The 20,181-nt window shown below is 32.5% G+C and carries 18 protein-coding genes; 10 read left to right on the top strand and 8 right to left on the bottom strand.

What is annotated here, in order from left to right; translation table 11 throughout:
- The first annotated feature begins 902 nt into the window (after positions 1–902).
- Positions 903–1,649 (top strand): YdcF family protein, encoded by a 747-nt coding sequence (locus tag V1503_RS22745; protein WP_410629266.1) that lies wholly within the window; start codon positions 903–905, stop codon positions 1,647–1,649.
- A 168-nt stretch (positions 1,650–1,817) separates the two neighbouring features.
- On the opposite strand, the gene V1503_RS22740 is transcribed toward V1503_RS22745, so the two are convergent.
- From V1503_RS22740 to V1503_RS22730, 3 genes are all read right to left on the bottom strand, one after another.
- The gene (locus V1503_RS22740; protein ID WP_410629265.1) at positions 1,818–2,597 is read right to left on the bottom strand and encodes a CAP domain-containing protein; all 780 of its coding nucleotides are present in this window, start codon (positions 2,595–2,597) and stop codon (positions 1,818–1,820) included.
- Positions 2,598–3,419: 822 nt separating this feature from the next.
- Positions 3,420–4,199 (bottom strand): CAP domain-containing protein, encoded by a 780-nt coding sequence (locus V1503_RS22735; protein WP_214481789.1) that lies wholly within the window; start codon positions 4,197–4,199, stop codon positions 3,420–3,422.
- Between the two features lie 992 nt (positions 4,200–5,191).
- Positions 5,192–5,971, bottom strand: a complete 780-nt coding sequence (locus tag V1503_RS22730; protein WP_410629264.1) for a CAP domain-containing protein — start codon at positions 5,969–5,971, stop codon at positions 5,192–5,194.
- A gap of 408 nt (positions 5,972–6,379) precedes the next feature.
- Between V1503_RS22730 and V1503_RS22725 the strand changes: the two genes are divergently transcribed.
- Positions 6,380–6,601 (top strand): hypothetical protein, encoded by a 222-nt coding sequence (locus tag V1503_RS22725; RefSeq protein WP_410629263.1) that lies wholly within the window; start codon positions 6,380–6,382, stop codon positions 6,599–6,601.
- A 97-nt stretch (positions 6,602–6,698) separates the two neighbouring features.
- Complete coding sequence (locus V1503_RS22720) at positions 6,699–7,925, top strand: NADH:flavin oxidoreductase/NADH oxidase family protein (RefSeq protein WP_410629262.1); 1,227 nt, start codon at positions 6,699–6,701, stop codon at positions 7,923–7,925.
- Between the two features lie 218 nt (positions 7,926–8,143).
- Here the strand turns inward: V1503_RS22720 and brfA are convergent, their stop codons facing one another.
- Positions 8,144–8,356, bottom strand: coding sequence for a ribosome rescue factor BrfA (brfA, locus tag V1503_RS22715; protein ID WP_320258469.1), 213 nt, complete (start codon positions 8,354–8,356; stop codon positions 8,144–8,146).
- Positions 8,357–9,445: 1,089 nt separating this feature from the next.
- On the opposite strand from brfA, the gene V1503_RS22710 reads away from it, so the two are divergent.
- Genes V1503_RS22710 through V1503_RS22700 form a run of 3 tightly spaced genes read left to right on the top strand, consistent with a single transcriptional unit; the run spans position 9,446 to position 11,209 of the window.
- On the top strand, positions 9,446–9,769 hold the full coding sequence (locus tag V1503_RS22710) for a PadR family transcriptional regulator (RefSeq protein ID WP_214481784.1): 324 nt from the start codon (positions 9,446–9,448) through the stop codon (positions 9,767–9,769).
- Positions 9,762–10,322, top strand: coding sequence for an HAAS signaling domain-containing protein (locus V1503_RS22705; protein WP_214481783.1), 561 nt, complete (start codon positions 9,762–9,764; stop codon positions 10,320–10,322). Before V1503_RS22710 ends, V1503_RS22705 begins: the two co-directional genes overlap by 8 nt.
- The gene (locus V1503_RS22700; protein WP_410629261.1) at positions 10,319–11,209 is read left to right on the top strand and encodes a DUF4097 family beta strand repeat-containing protein; all 891 of its coding nucleotides are present in this window, start codon (positions 10,319–10,321) and stop codon (positions 11,207–11,209) included. The genes V1503_RS22705 and V1503_RS22700 overlap by 4 nt, the downstream gene beginning before the upstream one ends.
- Before the next feature lie 214 nt (positions 11,210–11,423).
- Here V1503_RS22700 and V1503_RS22695 read toward each other — a convergent pair whose 3' ends face one another.
- The 3 genes from V1503_RS22695 to V1503_RS22685 form a co-directional block, all read right to left on the bottom strand.
- A complete protein-coding gene (locus tag V1503_RS22695; protein ID WP_214481781.1) occupies positions 11,424–12,479 on the bottom strand; it encodes an iron-containing alcohol dehydrogenase family protein in 1,056 nt (351 codons plus the stop codon).
- Complete coding sequence (locus V1503_RS22690) at positions 12,479–13,129, bottom strand: MtnX-like HAD-IB family phosphatase (protein WP_410629260.1); 651 nt, start codon at positions 13,127–13,129, stop codon at positions 12,479–12,481. The genes V1503_RS22695 and V1503_RS22690 overlap by 1 nt, the downstream gene beginning before the upstream one ends.
- Positions 13,130–13,313: 184 nt before the next feature.
- Positions 13,314–15,113, bottom strand: a complete 1,800-nt coding sequence (locus V1503_RS22685) for a dihydroorotate dehydrogenase (protein WP_410629259.1) — start codon at positions 15,111–15,113, stop codon at positions 13,314–13,316.
- 750 nt (positions 15,114–15,863) lie between these two features.
- Here V1503_RS22685 and V1503_RS22680 point away from each other — a divergent pair.
- The 4 genes from V1503_RS22680 to V1503_RS22665 all read left to right on the top strand — a co-directional run bounded on the left by V1503_RS22680 (position 15,864) and on the right by V1503_RS22665 (position 18,802).
- Positions 15,864–16,454 carry an acyl-CoA-like ligand-binding transcription factor gene (locus V1503_RS22680; RefSeq protein ID WP_410629258.1) on the top strand — a complete coding sequence of 197 codons (591 nt, stop codon included), beginning with the start codon at positions 15,864–15,866 and terminating at the stop codon, positions 16,452–16,454.
- A gap of 76 nt (positions 16,455–16,530) precedes the next feature.
- Positions 16,531–17,385, top strand: a complete 855-nt coding sequence (locus tag V1503_RS22675) for an ABC transporter ATP-binding protein (protein ID WP_410629257.1) — start codon at positions 16,531–16,533, stop codon at positions 17,383–17,385.
- Positions 17,382–18,086 (top strand): fluoroquinolone export ABC transporter permease subunit, encoded by a 705-nt coding sequence (locus tag V1503_RS22670; RefSeq protein ID WP_410629256.1) that lies wholly within the window; start codon positions 17,382–17,384, stop codon positions 18,084–18,086. Before V1503_RS22675 ends, V1503_RS22670 begins: the two co-directional genes overlap by 4 nt.
- Positions 18,086–18,802 carry an Rv2686c family ABC transporter permease subunit gene (locus V1503_RS22665; RefSeq protein WP_410629255.1) on the top strand — a complete coding sequence of 239 codons (717 nt, stop codon included), beginning with the start codon at positions 18,086–18,088 and terminating at the stop codon, positions 18,800–18,802. Before V1503_RS22670 ends, V1503_RS22665 begins: the two co-directional genes overlap by 1 nt.
- 210 nt (positions 18,803–19,012) lie before the next feature.
- Here V1503_RS22665 and V1503_RS22660 read toward each other — a convergent pair whose 3' ends face one another.
- A complete protein-coding gene (locus V1503_RS22660) occupies positions 19,013–20,092 on the bottom strand; it encodes a GerAB/ArcD/ProY family transporter (RefSeq protein WP_410629254.1) in 1,080 nt (359 codons plus the stop codon).
- Between the last annotated feature and the right edge of the window lie 89 nt (positions 20,093–20,181).

The raw sequence follows: 20,181 nt of genomic DNA, 5'->3' as shown, positions 1-20,181 counted from the left end.
ATTAACAGTAGTATTCACTATCATTATCATTATCATCGCAGCAACGAGTAGTAAACACGTATACAATAAGTTCTTTTCGTAACTTTGTTGCTTTGTTACTAAAAACAGACAATATGTTAAGTGTAAAGGGGAGGGGGAATAATTTTTAAAATAGCAGAAACAGCGTATACGAGACTTATACTTTTTACAACGGAAAGCAACAATCAATGTGAAAAAGAGACTTAAGAAAGCGTCTTAAGGTAAGATAAACGATAAGTGCAATTTAACAATAAAATGTGCTAAAAAGCAATTCCTTCATGTAAAAGGCAATTGCTTTTTGTTTTGTAATTCATTTAAATTTGTGTGAGAGTCAATATGGAATAATGTGGATTATAATTGAGATTTATACTATATTATTATTAAGTAGACTGAAGTGATAGCTGCTGAACATTGAAACTGACGTATTTTGGATGTACAGTGGCTATTCTTGTATGGATAGTTTTTTTACGATAAAAATCAACACGAATACAGCTAGATATCGTGCAGCTTTTTAGCTAAACGATGACTGTTGTGTAAATTCATGTCTTCATCTTCCAAATTAAGAACAATAGCACAAAAGTTAACGAGAGGCTCTATTCGTAAACATCTGTGATATTGAGACTTATTTAGTACAGTAATTAATGATTTTTTGCAATTGACTACATTTTATATGAGAATAGATGCCACGAATGCTTGGTTTATACGTATTTAGTTCTTTGTATGAAAAACAACAATCAATGTTAAAACAGCCTTTAATATAGCAGAGTCGTATTTGTTGACATACAAATCGCTGAATCAATGTCGAGCTAAAGATTTGAATAGTAGAAATGTTCTTTTATTTATTCAGTATTGTTTATGACATTTATGAAAATATAGGGGGTTTTATGAAAATTCTATTAAGAATTATATCTATAGCTTGTTTTCTTTATGCCTTGTCAATGATTTATATTAAAGGTCATATTGATATTGTAACGATTTTTTTATCCATTTTTGCATTAATTTTATTATTGAGCACATTTTATTATAAACAAGTGTTGCTTTATATCTCAAAAAGAAAAAAGCTTAGCTTTTTACTTTATTTATTTTTAGGGCTGTTTGTATTAATGAGCATATGGTTCGAAATTCTTATGTATAAAGCACAAAATGATTCGATTCCTGCTGATATTGATTTTATTATAGTTCTTGGTTCGGGTTTAAAAGATGGTAAACCATCTGCAACTTTACAAAATAGATTAAATATGGCTTTCGATTTTATGAAAGAGCATCCCGACATACAGGTAATTACTACTGGAGGAACTGGTATCGGTGAAGTAAAATCTGAAGGTGAAGCTATGGAAGAATATCTAATATCCTTAGGTGTTAATGAATCATTGATTATTCCCGAAACAGTCGCAACGAGTACATTTGAAAACTTACTTTACTCTAAAGGATTAATAACTGACTTTAATAATAATAATCGCGTAGCTATAGTAACTAGTGACTTTCATTTGCTTCGTGCTAAAATGCTAGCAAACCGTCTAGACTATGATGCATACGGAGTTTCTGCTAAAACCCCATTGTATGAGACAGTCTACTCGCATATTAGAGAGTATGCAGCACTCGTCAATTCGTTTTTCTTTAATAAACAATAAAGCTCCTACGTTGAATATTGATACAAACTCGTTTTTTTAACGAAATGGTGGCTTTCTAACTCAAGTAACTACAGTCAATGTAGAAACTACTCCAATAAAAAAAATGAGCTACTCTATTTTGTCATAGAATAGCTCATTTTTTAATAGTTTGTTAGCTTAGTTGTATCATTATTTACCAATAAACATTTGAGTCCAATAGTTACCCTGTTCAACATAACCAACACCAATATGAGTGAAGCTAGAGTTTAAAATGTTTTTACGATGACCTTCACTATTCATCCAAGCATTTACAACTTCTTGAGGTGTTTTTTGACCGTAAGCAATATTTTCTCCAGCTGATTTATATGTGATACCGAACTTTTTCATCATATCAAACGGCGAACCATAAGTTGGACTATTGTGGTCAAAATATTTGTTTGACTGCATATCAGCAGATTTAGTACGTGCTACTTTACTTAATTCCTCATCAATTTTTAACGCGGATAATCCATTTTTTGCACGCTCAGCATTCGTTAAATCTACAACTTCTTGTTCAAACTTGCTTAAAGCGCTTGACTGTTCAGTAGTCGGCTCTTTAACTTCAGTTTGTGGAGCAGGTTTAGAAGTATTTTGCTCAACTGGTTTTGGTTTAGCTACTTCTTGTTCAGGTACAGCTACGTTGCCGTTATTTAAAAGTTTTTTTGCTTCAGTTAAATCAATATTATATTTCTCAGCAATTTGATTGAGCATATCTTGTATATTTACATTGCCCTCTGTCATTTGCGTTATTACTTTTTGTAAGTTTGGAGTCAATTGACCTTCATTAAATTGGATTTCTTGTGGAGTTGGACAATCTATTTTAAAATTAGAAGTATTAGTATTTGGATTACTAGCTGCAGAACTCATACCTGGTGAAGAGATTAATAACGTTACAGCCGCTGCAGTTGATAATAAGAATGTTTTTTTCATATTGTTATTCCTCCTCGTTGTTTATCTTACATATCCACTATAACAGCTGTTTTTTGTCATATTTCTGGTTGAAATACCCAATATAAAAGAAAGAATAGTTAAAAAACTAATAAAACATTGAGAGATCAAGGCTGAGCTATAAATATAAAGGCATACGTGTATATATTGGAATACCATATATAAACATTAAAGAGAAATATTACATTGATATAAGTATTGACAACTTTTTAGATTGCAGATTTTATTTCAAACATATTACATTAAGTAACATGATGTTAAAATACGTGTAATTATCATATAGGAAAAATTGATAAAATAATTTATTTTTTCGGAGAAAATATTTATGTATAACCATATTTGAAAATACCTGTTTCAAAATGCCAAGATTGTTATTAAATAAAATTTGATACAAATGCAATTTGACTTTAAAAAGTCTTCAGGTAAATTTTTAGGTACTTTTAATAGACAGTTTTCACATTGATTGTTGTTTTGCATATTAAGAAATAAACCGTACACAACTAAAGTTTGAGGCAACATTACTTCTTTACAACGATGACAAACAATTTAAAACTGCTTTGATGGTATTAAATTGGTAACAATAACAACATAGTTTACGAAAAGAGCCAATCAATGAGAATTAAAACATGCTGATCATGAATCCCTACAGACTTAATATTTGGAACAAAGGTAGCAAACAGAAGCTTAAGATGTATAAAATTTATGTATGTACCATTTTAAAATGTAGAATTAGAAAATTAATACGAAAAAAAGTTAGCTATTCTATATTTCTAAGAATAGCTAACTTTGAGATTAATAGTTTTATTATTTACCAATAAACATTTGAGTCCAATAGTTACCTTGTTCAACATAACCAACACCAATATGAGTGAAGCTAGAGTTTAAAATGTTTTTACGATGACCTTCACTATTCATCCAAGCATTTACAACTTCTTGAGGTGTTTTTTGGCCGTAAGCAATATTTTCTCCAGCCGATTTATATGTGATACCGAACTTTTTCATCATATCAAACGGTGAACCATAAGTTGGACTATTGTGGTCAAAATATTTGTTTGACTGCATATCAGCAGATTTAGTACGTGCTACTTTACTTAATTCCTCATCAATTTTTAATGCTGATAACCCATTTTTTGCACGCTCAGCATTCGTTAAATCTACGACTTCTTGTTCAAACTTGCTTAAAGCGCTTGACTGTTCAGTAGTCGGCTCTTTAACTTCAGTTTGTGGAGCAGGTTTAGAAGTATTTTGCTCAACTGGTTTTGGTTTAGCTACTTCTTGTTCAGGCACAGCTACGTTACCGTTATTTAAAAGTTCTGTTGCTTCAGTTAAATCAATATTATATTTCTCAGCAATTTGGTTAAGCATTTCTTGTACATTTACATTGCCCGCTGTCATTTGAGTAATTACTTTTTGTAAGTTTGGAGTCAATTGACCTTCATTAAATTGGATTTCTTGTGGAGTTGGACAATCTATTTTAAAATTAGAAGTATTAGTATTTGGATTACTAGCTGCAGAACTCATACCAGGTGAAGAGATTAATAATGTTACAGCTGCTGCAGTTGATAATAAGAAAGTTTTTTTCATATTGTTATTCCTCCTCGTTGTTTATCTTACATATCCACTATAACAGCCGTTTTTTGTAATAATACTGGAATAAATCACCTTAGTTATTTAAGCACTTAGCCAAAAGGCAGGATGAAAAGGTGAGACATACTGATAGATCAAGGTAAACAGGGAATATATAGTTTATAATTCATAATGGTAATTGTACCAAAATTAGTTAAGACAGAAAAATATTACATTGATATATATATTGACAACTTTTTAAATTGCAAATTATATTTCAAGCAAATTACATTTAGTAACTAAGTATTAAAATACTTGTAAAGAATATATAGTTAAAATTGCTATAATAATTTGTAGTGTTGAATTACTGTGATCATCCATCTTTGAAATTATATTTTTTGCATGATTTGAGCTAAGTAATAGGTTAGAAAAACATACTAGTTCATTAAAAAAATCTTCAGACATATTTTAACGTTCATATTAAGAGGCTGATTTCGCATTGATTGTTGTTTTTCGTATTAAGAAATAAACTTTACACAACTAAAGTTCGTAGCATCTTTTCTTCTGAACAACGATGCCTAACAATATAAAATCACTTTTTTGGACTAAATTGTTAACAATAGCAACAAAGTTTACGAAAAGAGCCTTACAATAAGAATTAAAAAATACTGACATGAATAAAGGTAAGAGAGACATTGGTATATCATTGCAGAAAAATATCGAAGAATAGCTAAATTTATAACAAGTTGAATGAAGTTAAAAAGGGGCTATTTTCACATTGTTCGATATTCTAGTGAGAAGATATTAAATCAGGAAAAAACTAGTATTCGTAGCATCTTTTCGCAAACCTAATCATTGGAACAAAGGTATTGAACTGACAAAATGAAAAATGGATTCGAAAATAATTATGTAGAGACCATTTTTAAATGTAGAATTAAAAAGATTAATACGAAAAAAAGTTAGCTATTCTACATTTCTAAGAATAGCTAACTTTGAGATTAATAGTTTTATTATTTACCAATAAACATTTGAGTCCAATAGTTACCTTGTTCAACATAACCAACACCAATATGAGTGAAGCTAGAATTTAAAATGTTTTTGCGATGGCCTTCACTATTCATCCAAGCATTTACAACTTCTTGAGGTGTTTTTTGGCCGTAAGCAATATTTTCTCCAGCCGATTTATATGTGATACCGAACTTTTTCATCATATCAAACGGTGAACCATAAGTTGGACTATTGTGGTCAAAATATTTGTTTGACTGCATATCAGCAGATTTAGTACGTGCTACTTTACTTAATTCCTCATCAATTTTTAACGCCGATAATCCATTTTTTGCACGCTCAGCATTCGTTAAATCTACGACTTCTTGTTCAAACTTGCTTAAAGCGCTTGACTGTTCAGTAGCTGGCTCTTTAACTTCAGTTTGTGGAGCAGGTTTAGAAGTATTTTGCTCAACTGGTTTTGGTTTAGATATTTCTTGTTCTGGAACAGTTACATTTCCATTATTTAAAAGTTTTTTTGCTTCAGTTAAATCAATATTATATTTCTCAGCAATTTGATTGAGCATATCTTGTATATTTACATTGCCCTCTGTCATTTGTGTCATTACTTTTTGCAAGTTTGGAGTCAATTGACCTTCATTAAATTGGATTTCTTGTGGAGTTGGACAATCTATTTTAAAATTAGAAGTATTAGTATTTGGGTTACTAGCTGCAGAACTCATACCAGGTGAAGAGATTAATAATGTTACAGCCGCTGCAGTTGATAATAAGAATGATTTTTTCATAATGTCATTCCTCCTTGGTGTTTTGCTTACAACTCCACTATAACAGCTGTTTTTTGTCATATTTCTGGTTAAAATACCCAGTTATAAAGACAGAATTTTAAAAAAACATATATAACATTGAGAGAACAAGGCTGACCCACAGGAATAAAGCTTTATGTACATATTTTACGATACCATATATATACATCATAGAGAAATATTACATTGATAGACCTATTGACAACTTTTTTGATTGCACTTTTTGTTACATCTATATTACGATTAGATACAGAGCAGTAAAAAACTTGTTACTTCGTAAACTTCCTGTCGTTTAGCTTGTGATAATGTATGGTTAACTTTTATTTGGACGTGACAAACTTCCTTTACATAATATATTAGCATGTAAGAAAAAGGAGGTTTGCACGATATATGCAGTATCAGCAAATGGGCACTACTCAAGCTCAGAATATCGCTAGTTATCAGCAACTATTTATGCAACATGCTGCACTAGCAGAGCACTACACTCGTCAGATGATGGCTTTTGCAAGTAATTCTAGTTCTTACTATAGATATGCTGAGCTAGTTTATTTTCATAAATCAAGAGCGATTAGATACAAAGGATTATTCTCTGCGACACCGTTTATACAATAAAAATCATCAGGTGGAAACATTATCCACCTGATTATAACGGTTTATAAGTCATCTTATATTATTTACATAACATATTGAAACCAAAGGAGTGAAATTTGTGGATTCAGTTCTTTTCAAAGAATTTACATTAAACAATGGAATTAAAATAAAAAACCGATTTTTCAAAGGTGCTATGAGTGAGGCTCTCGCAAATAAGCATCATCAACCTACTGAAGCAATTTATCATTTATATGAAACGTGGGCGCGAGGTGGCACGGGAATAGTTGTGACTGGTAATGTCATGGTGGATAGAAAAGCATTAGGTGAAACGAGAAATGTCGTTGTTGAAGATGAAAGTATCTTACCTTTTTTAGAAAAATGGGCAGAAAAAGGAACAATAAATGATACACACTTATGGATGCAATTGAATCATCCAGGCAAGCAAGCTCCAAAAGGTGTCGTAAAAGAAACAGTTGCTCCATCAGCGATTCCGTTGCATGAAAGTTTAAGTAGGTTCTTTCCTCACCCTAGGGAAATTACAAGCTCGGAGATTAATGATTTAATTCGTAGGTTTGGTAACAGTGCTAAGCTAGCAAAAAAAACAGGGTTTACTGGTGTGCAAATTCACGGAGCACACGGATACCTTATTAGTCAATTTCTATCTCCAAGACATAACCAACGTAATGATGAATGGGGAGGAGATATAGATGGTAGAATGAAATTTTTAATAGAAATATATAGAGAAATAAGAAATCAAACTGGATCGTTTCCGATAAGTGTGAAGATGAATTCTGCTGACTTTATGAAAGCAGGTTTTACTGAGGAAGAAGCGATGTATGTCGCTAAACAGTTAGAAATAGAAGGAGTAGACTTGTTAGAAATTTCAGGAGGTTCATATGAAAATCCTCAAATGACAGGAAGAAATGTGAAGGAGAGTACAAAGGTTAGAGAGGCGTATTTTCTTGATTTTGCTGAAAAGCTTAGAAAAACAGTACATATGCCATTATGTGTTACAGGAGGATTCCGGTCAACGATAGGAATGGAAAATGCAATTCAATCTAATGCGACGGATTTTATAGGAATTGCTCGTCCACTAGCAGTTTATCCAGACCTTCCACGTTTAATTGCAAACAAAAGTCTTCAAGAAGTCGTCTTACCTCAAAAGAAAATCGGGGTGAAAGGCATTGATAATAAGGTGCCATTTGAAATAATATGGTATTCACAACAAATGAAGAGATTAGGGCAAGGGAAAAAGATAAAACATAATCATCCTGTTTGGCTTTCACTACTTCAGGCAGTGTTGAAAAATGGCAAGGAAGCTATTCAACAACAAAGAATAAAATAACACCTTTTTTAACTCTGTTGTTCATGTTCTTAAATTTAATCTTTCTATAAAAACTCTTTTCGTATACTTTATTGCTTTTTTTTACTTGCAATTTGTATAGTTTTTAAGAAGAAAAGATGTTCAAGTATGTTAGCTCTTTCGTGTTTAGCTGTTATTACGAAATTAACACTTAGAAGAGACATATATATAAATAGCATGTATAACTTGTATGTTTTAATTTATTCATTTGAAACAAGCAAATAAAAAGAACCATCTCTATTTTTATCTGGAGATTGGTTCTTATGCTTGTGCTTATAAACTAAGTCTTTTTTCGTTTTCGTTTTCCGTGTTCTCATATCAGCAAAAACAAAGGGGCTCCTGTTTTCTTCGGGGTTCCTTTTTCCTTCTCTTATTGCTTTCAGCCGAATCTTTTTTGCTTTAGATTGTGCCAAAATAATCACTCCTTAAGAATATTTGTTCTTAATTATAGTGTAAAATAGAGAAGAGCTCAACACTTTACTCTAACTAAATGTAAGTTTTTTATCTTAGAGAATAGTTTTTTCATTATATCATCCTCTTTTCGTTTACTGTGTTGCTATTGTTTTAAAATATTAGTTAAGCGGGGAATCAACGAAAGACCTATTAAAGAATAAATTAACGGAAAAGTCATTTCAAATTTTTTGAAAACCTAAGCATAATGGTATTAACAAAAGTTTGGGAGTAAAAATAATGAATTTATAGCATATTTATATGGGGACTTAAAAGCCACAAGCTATATGAACTATAATGGTTAATAAGTCTATAACATTAATCTTACAGGAGGGTTGAAGGTGGTTCATTTTACACCTTAACACAACATGAAAATACTAAGAGGTTTTGGGATATTTATCTTTTTTATCTTCGTAATTCTTTACATAATCATTCGTTTGGGTATGGAAAGCAGTACCTTATTTCAAATTATGACGGATATATTACTGTCTGTAGCTGTGTTATTAACTGTTATGTCCATGTTTCTTAAGACAAGAAATAAATGAACTCGTTATTGAAATTTCGCTCATTAAATGTAGACTATTGTAAATTTAGAATTAATAGCTTATCTAAGGAATGAAGATTCATAAGTGACCAAATGTAATAAGTACTAAATGTGGAAGACAGTATAGTGTTGTAATACTTACCGTCTTCTTATTTTTTTCCTTATTTTAAATTATACTGTTCGTTATTTTTCGTACTTAGGATATTTTACGTATATTTCGAGTCTTGTGGAAATTTATTGCTCATTTATAATAGGATTTCAATAGCAACAAAATTTAAATAGGATTAATGATCATTATGAAGGTAGAAATAAATTGATAAAGATTCTATGTTGTTTTATTGCATATTTTCTATGCACAGTTTGTATATATGAAATATGGGCGGTAAAACTTTGTTTAGTACCTTGCATTATTCAATACTGTATATTATCATTAAGTTGTGGTAAATATTAGTTTTATAGGTAGTAACTAGAAAAAACTTAAAGGAAAGAAAAATAGGAGGTGCATATAGTGAATGTACAATTTAAAAAAGGTGTCTTAGAATTATGCGTCTTACTTTTAATATCAAAAAAAGATCAATATGGGTATGAACTAGCTCAAAATATATCGAATAAAATTCAAATGGCAGAAGGAACTTTATACCCTTTACTTAGAAGGCTAACGAAGGACGAATATGTATCAACTTATTTAGCTGAATCGACGGAAGGACCACCGAGAAAGTATTATTCATTAACAACTAAAGGAAGCGACTATATGACCATTCTAGTTGATGAATGGCAGCAATTTTCTAAGGCTGTTAATTTATTTATAGAGGAGGGATTAAATCATGAGTAAACAAGAATTTTTAACTAAGCTTGAGCAATTGTTAAAGCGTGTTCCTGAGCATGAACGAAAAGAAATGTTATATGACTATATAGAGCATTTTGAAGTAGGGCTAGATAATGGAAAGAGTGAAGAGGAATTGATAAGTGAACTGGGTGACCCAGAACAGATTGCGCGTGATCTTTTGACAGTCTACCGTGTTGAGCTAGCTGAAAAAGACAAGTCAGTTTCAAATATGATGAACGCAATTTTTGCTACAACGAGCCTTAGTTTTATTAATATTGTATTTGTATTGGGTCCTGTATTAGGTTTAATAGGTGTATATATTGCGTTATGTGGAGTTGCAATTGCGTTTACACTTTCGCCAGTAGTACTTATACTGTCGCTACTAATTAATGGCCCAGCAGGGAGTTTAGCTGTTAACTTTTTTGTGGCAATCACATTATGTAGCTTAGGTTTATTAATGGGGATAGGTATGATAAAGCTCGGAAAGTATCTATATAATATTATTCTCCGTTACATTAAATTTAACATTCATATTATTAAAGGAGGTCAGACAGTATGAAAAAACTGTTACTTGGGTTGCTAGTCGTTTTTCTTATAGGAGTTGTTGGATCCGTTGTTTCAATTAATGCAACAGGAGGATTATCAATTAATACGGTAACTTTACATGATAAAAAAGTAGTTCAGAATGAAGAGATAAAAAAAATTGACATAGACTTTGCGTCAACTGATATAGAAGTTTTACCTTCTGACGATGACCGCTTTACTATTGAGGTAAATGGTAAAGTAAGTGAAAAGCTGAAAGATAAATTTCAATTAGAAGTAGAAGAAACAGGTGATTTGCTGAAGGTACAGTTTAAAAAACCAGATACTTATTTTCATATTGGTATATCTATAGTAGATACAACTGTATCAGTGTTTTTGCCTACAAAGTTATATGAATCAGTAACATTACACACAGCGTCAGCTGATATTGAAGCTGAACAAATAAAAGCTACTCAATTTAATATATCAGCAGCATCTGGTGATATTGAAACGAAAGGCATAGAGGCTGATCGGATTTTTGTAACAACTGCATCAGGAGATATTACAGTAGATGATCAGCAAGCTGTTCATTCATCATTTAAGGCATCATCTGGTGATATGATTTTAACAAATGTAATAGGTGATTTAAAAGCAAATAATGCTTCTGGGGATATTTCCATATTTAATGAGGAATCTTCTGGAAACATTACCGCAGATGCTGCGAGTGGTGATGTAGATATCGAATTTGTAAAACCCCCGTCATCTCTATACATTAATTTTAGAAGTAGTTCAGGTGATGGAGTCGTTGAACTAGATGGTGTGAACTATGACGAAAAATCTGATGGCCGGATAATCGGCACGATTGGATCCGGGGATCATGAATTAATTGTTGATATATCATCTGGTGATTTCACACTTCGATAATAATCACGACTGATAAATAATCCGAATTGACCGATAAACCCGAGTAATTGACCCAAAAATGATAAAAATTGACCGATAAACTAAAAGATTTGACCCGTAAATCCAGGAAATTGACCGATAAACTATAGGATTTGACTCGCAAACTCATTTAGTTGATCAATATCGTAGTAGGATATGACCCTCACTGCTTTTACGCACTGAGGGTCATACCCCTTTAGCACCCAAAAATTTGTTGCAACATAGGGTCATCCTCTAGAAATTTCAATGCTTGCTGCCGATACTCATCATCATGCAAATATGTATACCGATTCGGTTTAATTGTTGGAGCGATTTCAATGGCCTGTCGGTATTCATCCTTATGTAATTGTAACGTTTTTATATATTCAAAAAAGCCAGTTCTAGTAAATACTTTCATCATTCGTTCTGCACGATGACATTGTACATTAGCCATAATATATGTAGCGAGGCCAACTTGAATCCCATGCATTTGTGGTGAAGTGGATATTTTATCAAGTGCATGAGATATAAGATGTTCTGAGCCACTAATAGGAGAACTATTGCCACTTATCGCTGTTGCAATTCCACCCATAGTCAATGAGCTTATTAATTCCTTTAAAAAAATAGGGCTACTTATTTCATTCATCGGAGTTCGTATAAAGCTGTTTACAGCTTTTTTACTAAGCATTGATGCAAAAGCGCTAACAGAACTCACCCCATGGTTTTCTTCAAATTCCCAATCATACAATGCAGTGATATTTGACATTAAGTCACCGATACCTGCTAAAATGAATCGCTTAGGTACTTGTTCTATAATTTGCAAGTCAGCAATAATACCATAAGGGACTTTTGCGGGTACCGTTGTTTTCTTGCCATTAACCTCGATAGAACAATTACTGCTTGCAAATCCATCATTGGACGCTGAGGTAGGTATACTTATAAATGGTACTCTTCTAGAAAAAGCAATATATTTTCCATAATCAATGATTGTTCCACCGCCCATTGCCAAAACGACTTCATAACGTTCCATCTCAAAGGCAGTTTTGATAAGTGCTTGGATATCTAAATTACTTGATAACAGTTTCATATCTAACTTCAACGTTGTTATCGATTGTTGAATCGTATCTTTATAAGTATGGTAAGTAAAATCATCAAAAAGAATAACCGCATTCGTAAAACCATGTTTCTGTAAAATTTGTTCTAGATGTAGCGAAGCTCCTTGCCGTATTTCTAAAATAGCAGGGATGGGTATAGAAGTCACAGGATTGATCATTAAGATATCATTCCTTTGTTCACCAAATACTGCTCAATTTCTGTAAATGCTTCTACAGCAACATATGGTAATTTTTTTTCACTTAATAAATTCTGTAGGCCATTCTTTGCAAAAGTGATATCTGCGTGTGCAGCAGGATGAGAATCCGGTTCACTATCTCCAGCGAAAAACACAAGGTCATATTGTTCTTTTAACTCTTGAATTACTTTTGCTTTATCAATTCCGTACCGTTCAGAGTAATGTCTATGTTCTGGGTCAATATTTAAATGCACATTTCTTTCTTGATAAAATCCTTTATTAGAAAGCACTTCTACGTCAGTTACATGATATTTCTGTAAAATATGTTTTATGTAGTAGTCAGTTCCTGCACTTAAAATATAAAAATCACCACCGTTTTGTTGAACATGTTCGATGAATGTAGGTACGTATTCATCAATCGGAATAGCAAGAATATCATCAATGATTTGTTGTTCTTCTTGATGGATGGATGTAAATACTGTTGATAAGAAATCAATGTCCTTTATATCTCCAGCCTTCCATTGCTTACGTAGCTCTTCACCTTGTTTAAAATATTTTTCGATGACGATATAATAAAAGTCTTTTTTCGAAATTGTACCATCGAAATCGGAAACAAATGCCCATTTTTTCATGACTATTACCCCCATTTTTTCATGTCTTTTTTGTTGTTTTCGAATGAATAAATTAATGGCTTCGCTATAGTATTCTCTATGATTTGCTATGATATATCATCATAACATAATTCGTGCTTGGATAATGAAGCGTTTAAATTTCACAGAAAAAAATATAGTAAACTACTAATATTATTGTAGTTTACTATCTGAGTTCATCTGTTTGTTTTTGAAAAAATCGATAGCTCCATATTAGACCAGTAAAGAATAACATTAATGCTATATACGCTGGTAACAGGTGTATAAAGGTCGTATAACCGATCGCTATATGTATTGAAATCCCAGTTATAAAAGCTGGGATACCTCCAATGAACAAAGTCCACCATACCCATTTGTTACCTTGTTGAAATCCCCATAAAGATACCGTTAACACTAATAAGCCGACACTAAATAAGGCACTGCCAAAACCAGCACGATCGTGGGCAATTACAGGAATTAATCGCTCATTGAACAACTGTATAAGTTCAGGAGGCATGCAAATATACAATAAATCTGTTGGTACAAATACCGATGTAACACCAATATAAGAAATAATTATGCCCCCAAGAACAAATGCAAATCCTAACATTACAAAAGCAAGTTGGCCAAATAAACTTTGCTTCCATATTTTATGGTTTTTTGTATTCGTAGAAGTAGGGGTATTAATAATTCCTTTCGTTTTTAAAAATCCTAACACGTAAAAGGGTAATAATAGTAGCCAAAACAGTAGATGAAGCCAATCAAAATAACCATACCCTATAAATAAAAAAATGCCGAGAAATCCGGTTATAGCTGCTAGATCAATCGCTTGTTTTGCCCATCGAAGCCCCTTCTTAACACCGTATGAAGCTAAATTCATATAAACAATGCCACCTGAAATCATCGTTCCAGCAAGCGTCATTCGGTCGTGAGACATAAATAACAGAATGCGTTCATTAAAAATCCAAATCGATTCCTTGTTCATTCGTAAGAACTGTTCATCATATGGCAACAGAACAGACGTCAAGCTAATAAAGAGAGCAATTATTCCACCAAACAAAATAAATAAACCGAACAACCAATAATATTTCCAACCTAGTTGGGGTATTGTTTTTTCTTGTCTAGTTGTTAATACCGCTTCATTTATCCGCTTCGTTAAGCCTGGACCTGCGAAAACATAACCACTAGAAAGCATGATTAAATCTGCACCAGCTTCTAAAAGCAATAAGGCGTCATTAGGCTCTTTAACCCCCCCAACCGTAATTATAGGTTTTATGAACTCACTTTTTTTCAAGTATCTTATTTTTTTTATTAGATCGTCTGTATTATTTGTAGTTAACCAATCCTCATCTAATACAATACCATCGAAAGTCTCAAAGAAGTCGAGCGTGTGATCGTTGAGAGATTGAATAGGTGTTGCGACGTAAATAGGTTTAGTCGTAGAGAAAATGTTCCCTTTTTTCGCCATGTCTGCTTGAATGATAAAAACATCAGCTAACTCTTCTAATTCTAGCATCATCGTGTTAAGTTCTTGTTCATTCCCAACTAAACTCATTAAGAGTTTCTGTTGTAGCTTTAGTTTATGTAATTTCCGTTTAGTTTCATCTAGACCAATGGATTGGAAGTCATTTGAAAACTTAATATACTCTTCCTGAAAGTTAACTTCTGGTGTAGTTCCTTTCTTTGAGTCTATCGTGATCGGCCCGATCTCAATAAAGCTAAATCCTAAGTTGGAAAAGGCCTTTGTCCCAGAAAGTAATGGGTCTATTTTTCCCGATAAACCAACAGTGTGTTTGAAGTGAATATTGTTAACTTCTATCGTAAGTAAGGGTGAGGATTCTTCCCTACCCAAAAAGTTAATAATATGATGACCACCTGGGAGAGAAGCAACCATGTTCATACTTCTATGAATAAACTCACGAGAGGTGGTCGGCGACAGGTGTTTAATTACTGGTTTAAATATTTGATGGTAGGACCAATCTGGCATCGCTTACACCCCCAATTTGTGTTCCTCATTTAATTTTACCATCTCAATAGGTGAAAATGTTCCATCGAATAGAATTAACGTAAAAAGAAATATGAGTGTTTATTATAAAAACATTATGTAAACAACAAACGTTTAATCAATTATTTAATGAACAAAGATCAATCACTCTCTCTAGTTGAGTATATGTTTATTTCTTAATATGAGAACAGCCTTCCTAACAAAGAACAATCTACGTGTTTTTTAAAATCAAAAATTTTTAAAGTAGAAAAATATTACGAACGTAAGTGTATGTGTGATTATAACTAAGAACGAATCACAATAATTTATACGGAAAGATTAGACGGTACTTTTCTTATCATTTTTAAGTCTGTACCAACGATAACTAACATATAAAACCACTTAGTTGGTATTAATTTAGCTACAATTGCAATAAAAGATTACGAAAAGACTCTGCGAAATACTACATACTAGGTGCAAGTTGAGGGTAAGAACGTATGTTTTTAATAATGATCCTTGAGTATTGATTAGTGTATTTAGACATTAGACAAATACATTTAGCACTTGAAACATAAAAGTTTGCAGTCAAATAAAACCATTCAATTGAATGAAGCGGGCTACCTAGCTAATAAGGTTCATAAGGAAAATGATAAAAAAATATGTCTCATAAAAATTGACAGTGACTGTCAATTAGCATAGACTATCAATATAATTCCACAATTAAAGTCCGACTTCAAACTAGGAGGCGATTCGATGACTGAGCATAAAAAGGCAAGTCTCAGAGATAGAAAGAAGGCAAAAACGAGAGCCGTTATCCAACATCATGCTTTAGCCTTGTTTGAACAGCAAGGCTATGCCAATACGACTGTTGAACAAATAGCAGAGGCATCAGAAATATCGCCAAGTACGTTTTTTCGCTATTTCCCAACGAAGGAATCTGTCGTACTTGACGATGATTATGATCCAATTTTAATTAAAGCATTTCAAGCGCAGTCGAAGGAACTTACACCAATCCAAGCTTTTCGAGGAGCAGTAAATGAGGGGATGTCTTACATTCCAGAGGAAGGGAAAGAAGCACTTCAAGAGAGAATGAAGCTAATTATGTCTGTACCTGAACTCCGTGCAGCAACATTAATTCATGCTAGCGGGACTGCAAAGTTAATTGCAAAGCTGATATCCGAGAGGCTTGGTTGTGATGAGAATGATTTAGCTGTCACTACACTTGCTGGATCTATAATAGGTGCACTTTTTTCAGTGGCATATTATTGTATTCAACATCCTAACGTTAATGTTGTTGACGCTATTGACCAAGCTTTAGCGCAATTGGAATCAGGTTTTAAGTAAAAGCGGTAATGGTTTCAGGGTAAGCATCCATACATTCTATGCTCTTAAATCAAATGCTAACTATGGGGTGATTTTGTTGATTGAAGTTGCTAAGCTTAGATATCAATATCCAGGAGTTACTGAAAAAACGATTAGGGGCCTTGATTTCAGTGTGAATAAAGGAGAAATATTTGGCTTTTTAGGCCCATCCGGTGCAGGAAAAAGTACAACACAAAAGATTTTGATAGGACTGTTAAAAAATTACGAGGGTAGCGTGAAAGTTAATTCAAATGAGTTGCATTCTCTAAACTCAACTTACTATGAACAAATAGGTGTTGCATTTGAATTTCCTAATTTCTATCAAAAGTTTACTGCATTAGAAAATTTGAGATTTTTTAACAAAATGTATGCAGAAAAAACGAGTGACCCAGAAAAACTATTAAAGCTCGTTGGCCTTGAGGAATACGCTAATGTGAAAGTGAGTAAATTTTCAAAAGGTATGAAAATGAGATTGAATTTTTGTCGTGCCTTACTTAATCATCCAAACATTCTATTTTTAGATGAACCTACATCTGGGCTTGATCCAGTAAATGCAAAAAAAATAAAAGACCTCATTCTAGCAGAAAAGGAGAGAGGTACGACAATTATTATAACAACTCATAATATGCTGACTGCAGAACATTTATGTGATCGTGTGGCTTTCATTGTAGACGGTACAATTGCGGCAATCGATTCTCCAAAAAATTTAAAGTTATCAAAAGGAAGAAAAATCGTTAAATTAGAATATCGGAACAATCAATCTTGTTATGCTGACGAATTTCCGTTAATGAATCTAGGAGAGAATGAAGATTTTCAGCAAATTATTAGAAATTATGAACTTTTAACTATTCATACACAAGAAGCGACACTTGAAGATATTTTTATTGAAATGACAGGAAGGAGATTGGCATGAGACTTGTACATGCGGTTGGAATGGATATTCGCTTTCAGATGCGTCAAGGGTTCTATTATGCATACGCATTAGTGTGTCTATTCTATGTGATCGTATTTCACTTGTTACCTGATGCCCATTTGGAAAAAGTCTCTATTGCTATAGTTTTTTCTGACCCTTCTGCCTTAGGCTTTTTCTTTATTGGTGGAATTGTGTTATTAGAGCGTGAGCAAGCAACCTTAGATTCGTTATTCGTTACACCACTTCGCATCCATGAGTACCTCATCTCAAAAATAATGTCACTTACTATATTAGCGCTAATGTCGAGTACTTTCACCATGCTCATTTTCCATCATGATCAATTGAATATACTCACCTTTTCTGTAGCAGTGGTGTTAACTTCAATTTTCTTTACCTTACTTGGACTAATTTTAGCTGTAAGGGTTTCTTCAGTGAACGAGTACTTATATTTATCACCTCTATACATCATTGTGTTTTTTCTTCCTTTATTAGAGTATTTCAACATTTATGATACATGGCTTATGAATTTATTACCGACAAGAGCTACACTGTTGTTACTTGATGGCAGTCTCGATACAATAACTGTTTCACAGTTCATATATGCTTGTATCATTCAAGCTGTTTGGATATTGGTCGTTTATGTATTTGCATATAAGGCTTTTTATAAATTTATTGTGTTACGTATAGGAGGGAGCAAATAATGAAACGAGTAGCTGCATTAGCTGCGCAAGACGCTAGAAATATTATTAAAGACCCGATACTTGTCATCGCAATTTGTTTTCCCTTTATTTTAGGATTGACTGCACGGTTCGTCTTACCAGTTATTCAGAGCTGGGTACTTGGCACATTTCAATTTGATCTATCAAATCATTATCCCTTTATTATTAGTTTGTTATTATTAATGACGCCTTTATGGATGGGAGTGTTAATGGGGTTTATTTTATTAGATGAAAAAGATGAAGGTGTTGATCTTTATTTTGCTGTGACTCCATTAACGAAGCCTGGGTACTTCATGTTCAGGGTTTTTAGCCCAGCTGTTCTAACATTCTTTCTGTCTTATATAGTTATTATGTTACAAGGTTTAGTACCTTGGCATGTTATTAATTTTTTCCCAATTGCAGTCATGTTGGCATTGGAAGCACCGTTACTATCACTTATTATGGTTACTGTTGCATCAAATAAAGTAGAAGGGTTAGCAATTTCGAAGGTCCTTACACTAATGTTTTTCACACCTGTCCCACCATATATTTTTCACAATAGTTGGACGATGTTGTTTGGAATTGTACCCTTTTATTGGCCAGCAATCATCTTTATGGAGGATAGTAATCGTGTAGCTTTATTATATGCTATCGGTCTTCTTGTTCATATCATATGGCTGAATATAGTGATGAAAAAGTATTTAACAAGGGTTAGCTAATAATATTGCGTTCATTAGTCGTACTAACTGATTTAAAATAAAGGTTATTGTTATAATATGTGGTACGGTAATAGCTGTATATTGATAACCAAATATATATAAATAATCTATGTTATCATATAAGTATAAAATAATAATATTATGTAAACTAAAATATGTTCTTATTGTTATTTTTTAATAGTAAACATAACTGCACAATAACATGTTAGACTATTTTTTAAGTTTTTTGCGTAATGTTGAAATACTAATTAATAATAGAAGTAATATTGGGAGTAAGAATGCGATAATGAACTCAGCTGAACGAAGAAAATAAATCCACTTTTCTAATTCAACTTGAGTATTTACTACAATAGTACATAGGAAAGAAACGAGCAATAAGCATATGATCGAAAGTCTTGGAGAAATTTTAGGAATTGCATGTTGGATTAACTGGTCGGCCCCCCAAAAAAATACAATAATCGTAATGAGTACTTCAAACAAAAATAAATGGATTACGATCCCTTCAACTCGCGCTATAAAAGGGAACTCAATATACTCAAACATCGTTAATAACGGATACGTTTCATTAGATAATTGGTCATAGCTAAAGAAACCGAATGAAATTAGACACGTTATGGAATATATGAAAGTAAGCAATAATTGGGAAAATAAAACTGGCTTAAAAGCTCCTTTTAATTTTGCGATATACGGTATTAAAAATAATGACATTTCGATACCTAAGAAGTGCAATGCAACTTGATTACCTTTTTTTAACAGTTCTTTCTCTCCCTCAAAAATAAAGGGTGTTAATCTTGTTAGTCTAAATTCCCCTAGATTATATCCCAATACGAAAACAATTAAAATTGTTATAAAAAAAACAACTGTAGCTTTTGCAATATGGTATATACCACTCCTAACGAGCCAGTAGGTGATAAGTAAAACCATAATAACAAATAATGATGGTGGCATTGTCGGATAATATTGCATACCTATTATTAATTGAAAGTTTTTAGCTATTAAGATGCTAAGTGAACTATAAATTAAAGCAATAATAATATAAAATGGCTTTACTAAGAAATTGGGCAAATGACTGTTAAAAATCTGGAAGATCGATTTACCTTTACTATAATGAAATACAAGCCCTATTAGTAAAATATTCACTACGAAAATCATTGATACTATACTTATTCCAATCCAGCCGTTCGTTCCAAAAGCTTCTGCTGTAACACGAGGTAAACTAAAAATACCTACACTAATTTGAGTCATGTAGATAAGTATTGCAACTTGATAAGGAAAAAGTTTTTCTTGCATGATTGTTCTCCTATATTTTGAAACAGGAAATATTTTATATTTATGTATAGTATTAACTTCGAAGGTAGAAGATATGTATTTTTTACTAG

This window comes from Nanhaiella sioensis (assembly GCF_046557775.1).
GTDB classification, from domain to species: domain Bacteria; phylum Bacillota; class Bacilli; order Bacillales; family SM2101; genus Nanhaiella; species Nanhaiella sioensis.
Note: the sequence above shows the minus strand (reverse complement) of the source record. Positions and strands in the feature narration are given on the sequence as shown.

Coding starts and splice junctions, on each gene's coding strand:
- V1503_RS22735 (WP_214481789.1), bottom strand. CDS start 4,199: ATGAAAAAAACTTTCTTATTATCAACTGCAGCAGCTGTAACATTATTA.
- V1503_RS22680 (WP_410629258.1), top strand. CDS start 15,864: ATGACTGAGCATAAAAAGGCAAGTCTCAGAGATAGAAAGAAGGCAAAA.
- V1503_RS22665 (WP_410629255.1), top strand. CDS start 18,086: ATGAAACGAGTAGCTGCATTAGCTGCGCAAGACGCTAGAAATATTATT.
- V1503_RS22695 (WP_214481781.1), bottom strand. CDS start 12,479: ATGATCAATCCTGTGACTTCTATACCCATCCCTGCTATTTTAGAAATA.
- V1503_RS22700 (WP_410629261.1), top strand. CDS start 10,319: ATGAAAAAACTGTTACTTGGGTTGCTAGTCGTTTTTCTTATAGGAGTT.
- V1503_RS22745 (WP_410629266.1), top strand. CDS start 903: ATGAAAATTCTATTAAGAATTATATCTATAGCTTGTTTTCTTTATGCC.
- V1503_RS22730 (WP_410629264.1), bottom strand. CDS start 5,971: ATGAAAAAATCATTCTTATTATCAACTGCAGCGGCTGTAACATTATTA.
- V1503_RS22725 (WP_410629263.1), top strand. CDS start 6,380: ATGCAGTATCAGCAAATGGGCACTACTCAAGCTCAGAATATCGCTAGT.
- V1503_RS22660 (WP_410629254.1), bottom strand. CDS start 20,092: ATGCAAGAAAAACTTTTTCCTTATCAAGTTGCAATACTTATCTACATG.
- V1503_RS22705 (WP_214481783.1), top strand. CDS start 9,762: ATGAGTAAACAAGAATTTTTAACTAAGCTTGAGCAATTGTTAAAGCGT.
- V1503_RS22690 (WP_410629260.1), bottom strand. CDS start 13,129: ATGAAAAAATGGGCATTTGTTTCCGATTTCGATGGTACAATTTCGAAA.
- V1503_RS22685 (WP_410629259.1), bottom strand. CDS start 15,113: ATGCCAGATTGGTCCTACCATCAAATATTTAAACCAGTAATTAAACAC.
- V1503_RS22740 (WP_410629265.1), bottom strand. CDS start 2,597: ATGAAAAAAACATTCTTATTATCAACTGCAGCGGCTGTAACGTTATTA.
- V1503_RS22670 (WP_410629256.1), top strand. CDS start 17,382: ATGAGACTTGTACATGCGGTTGGAATGGATATTCGCTTTCAGATGCGT.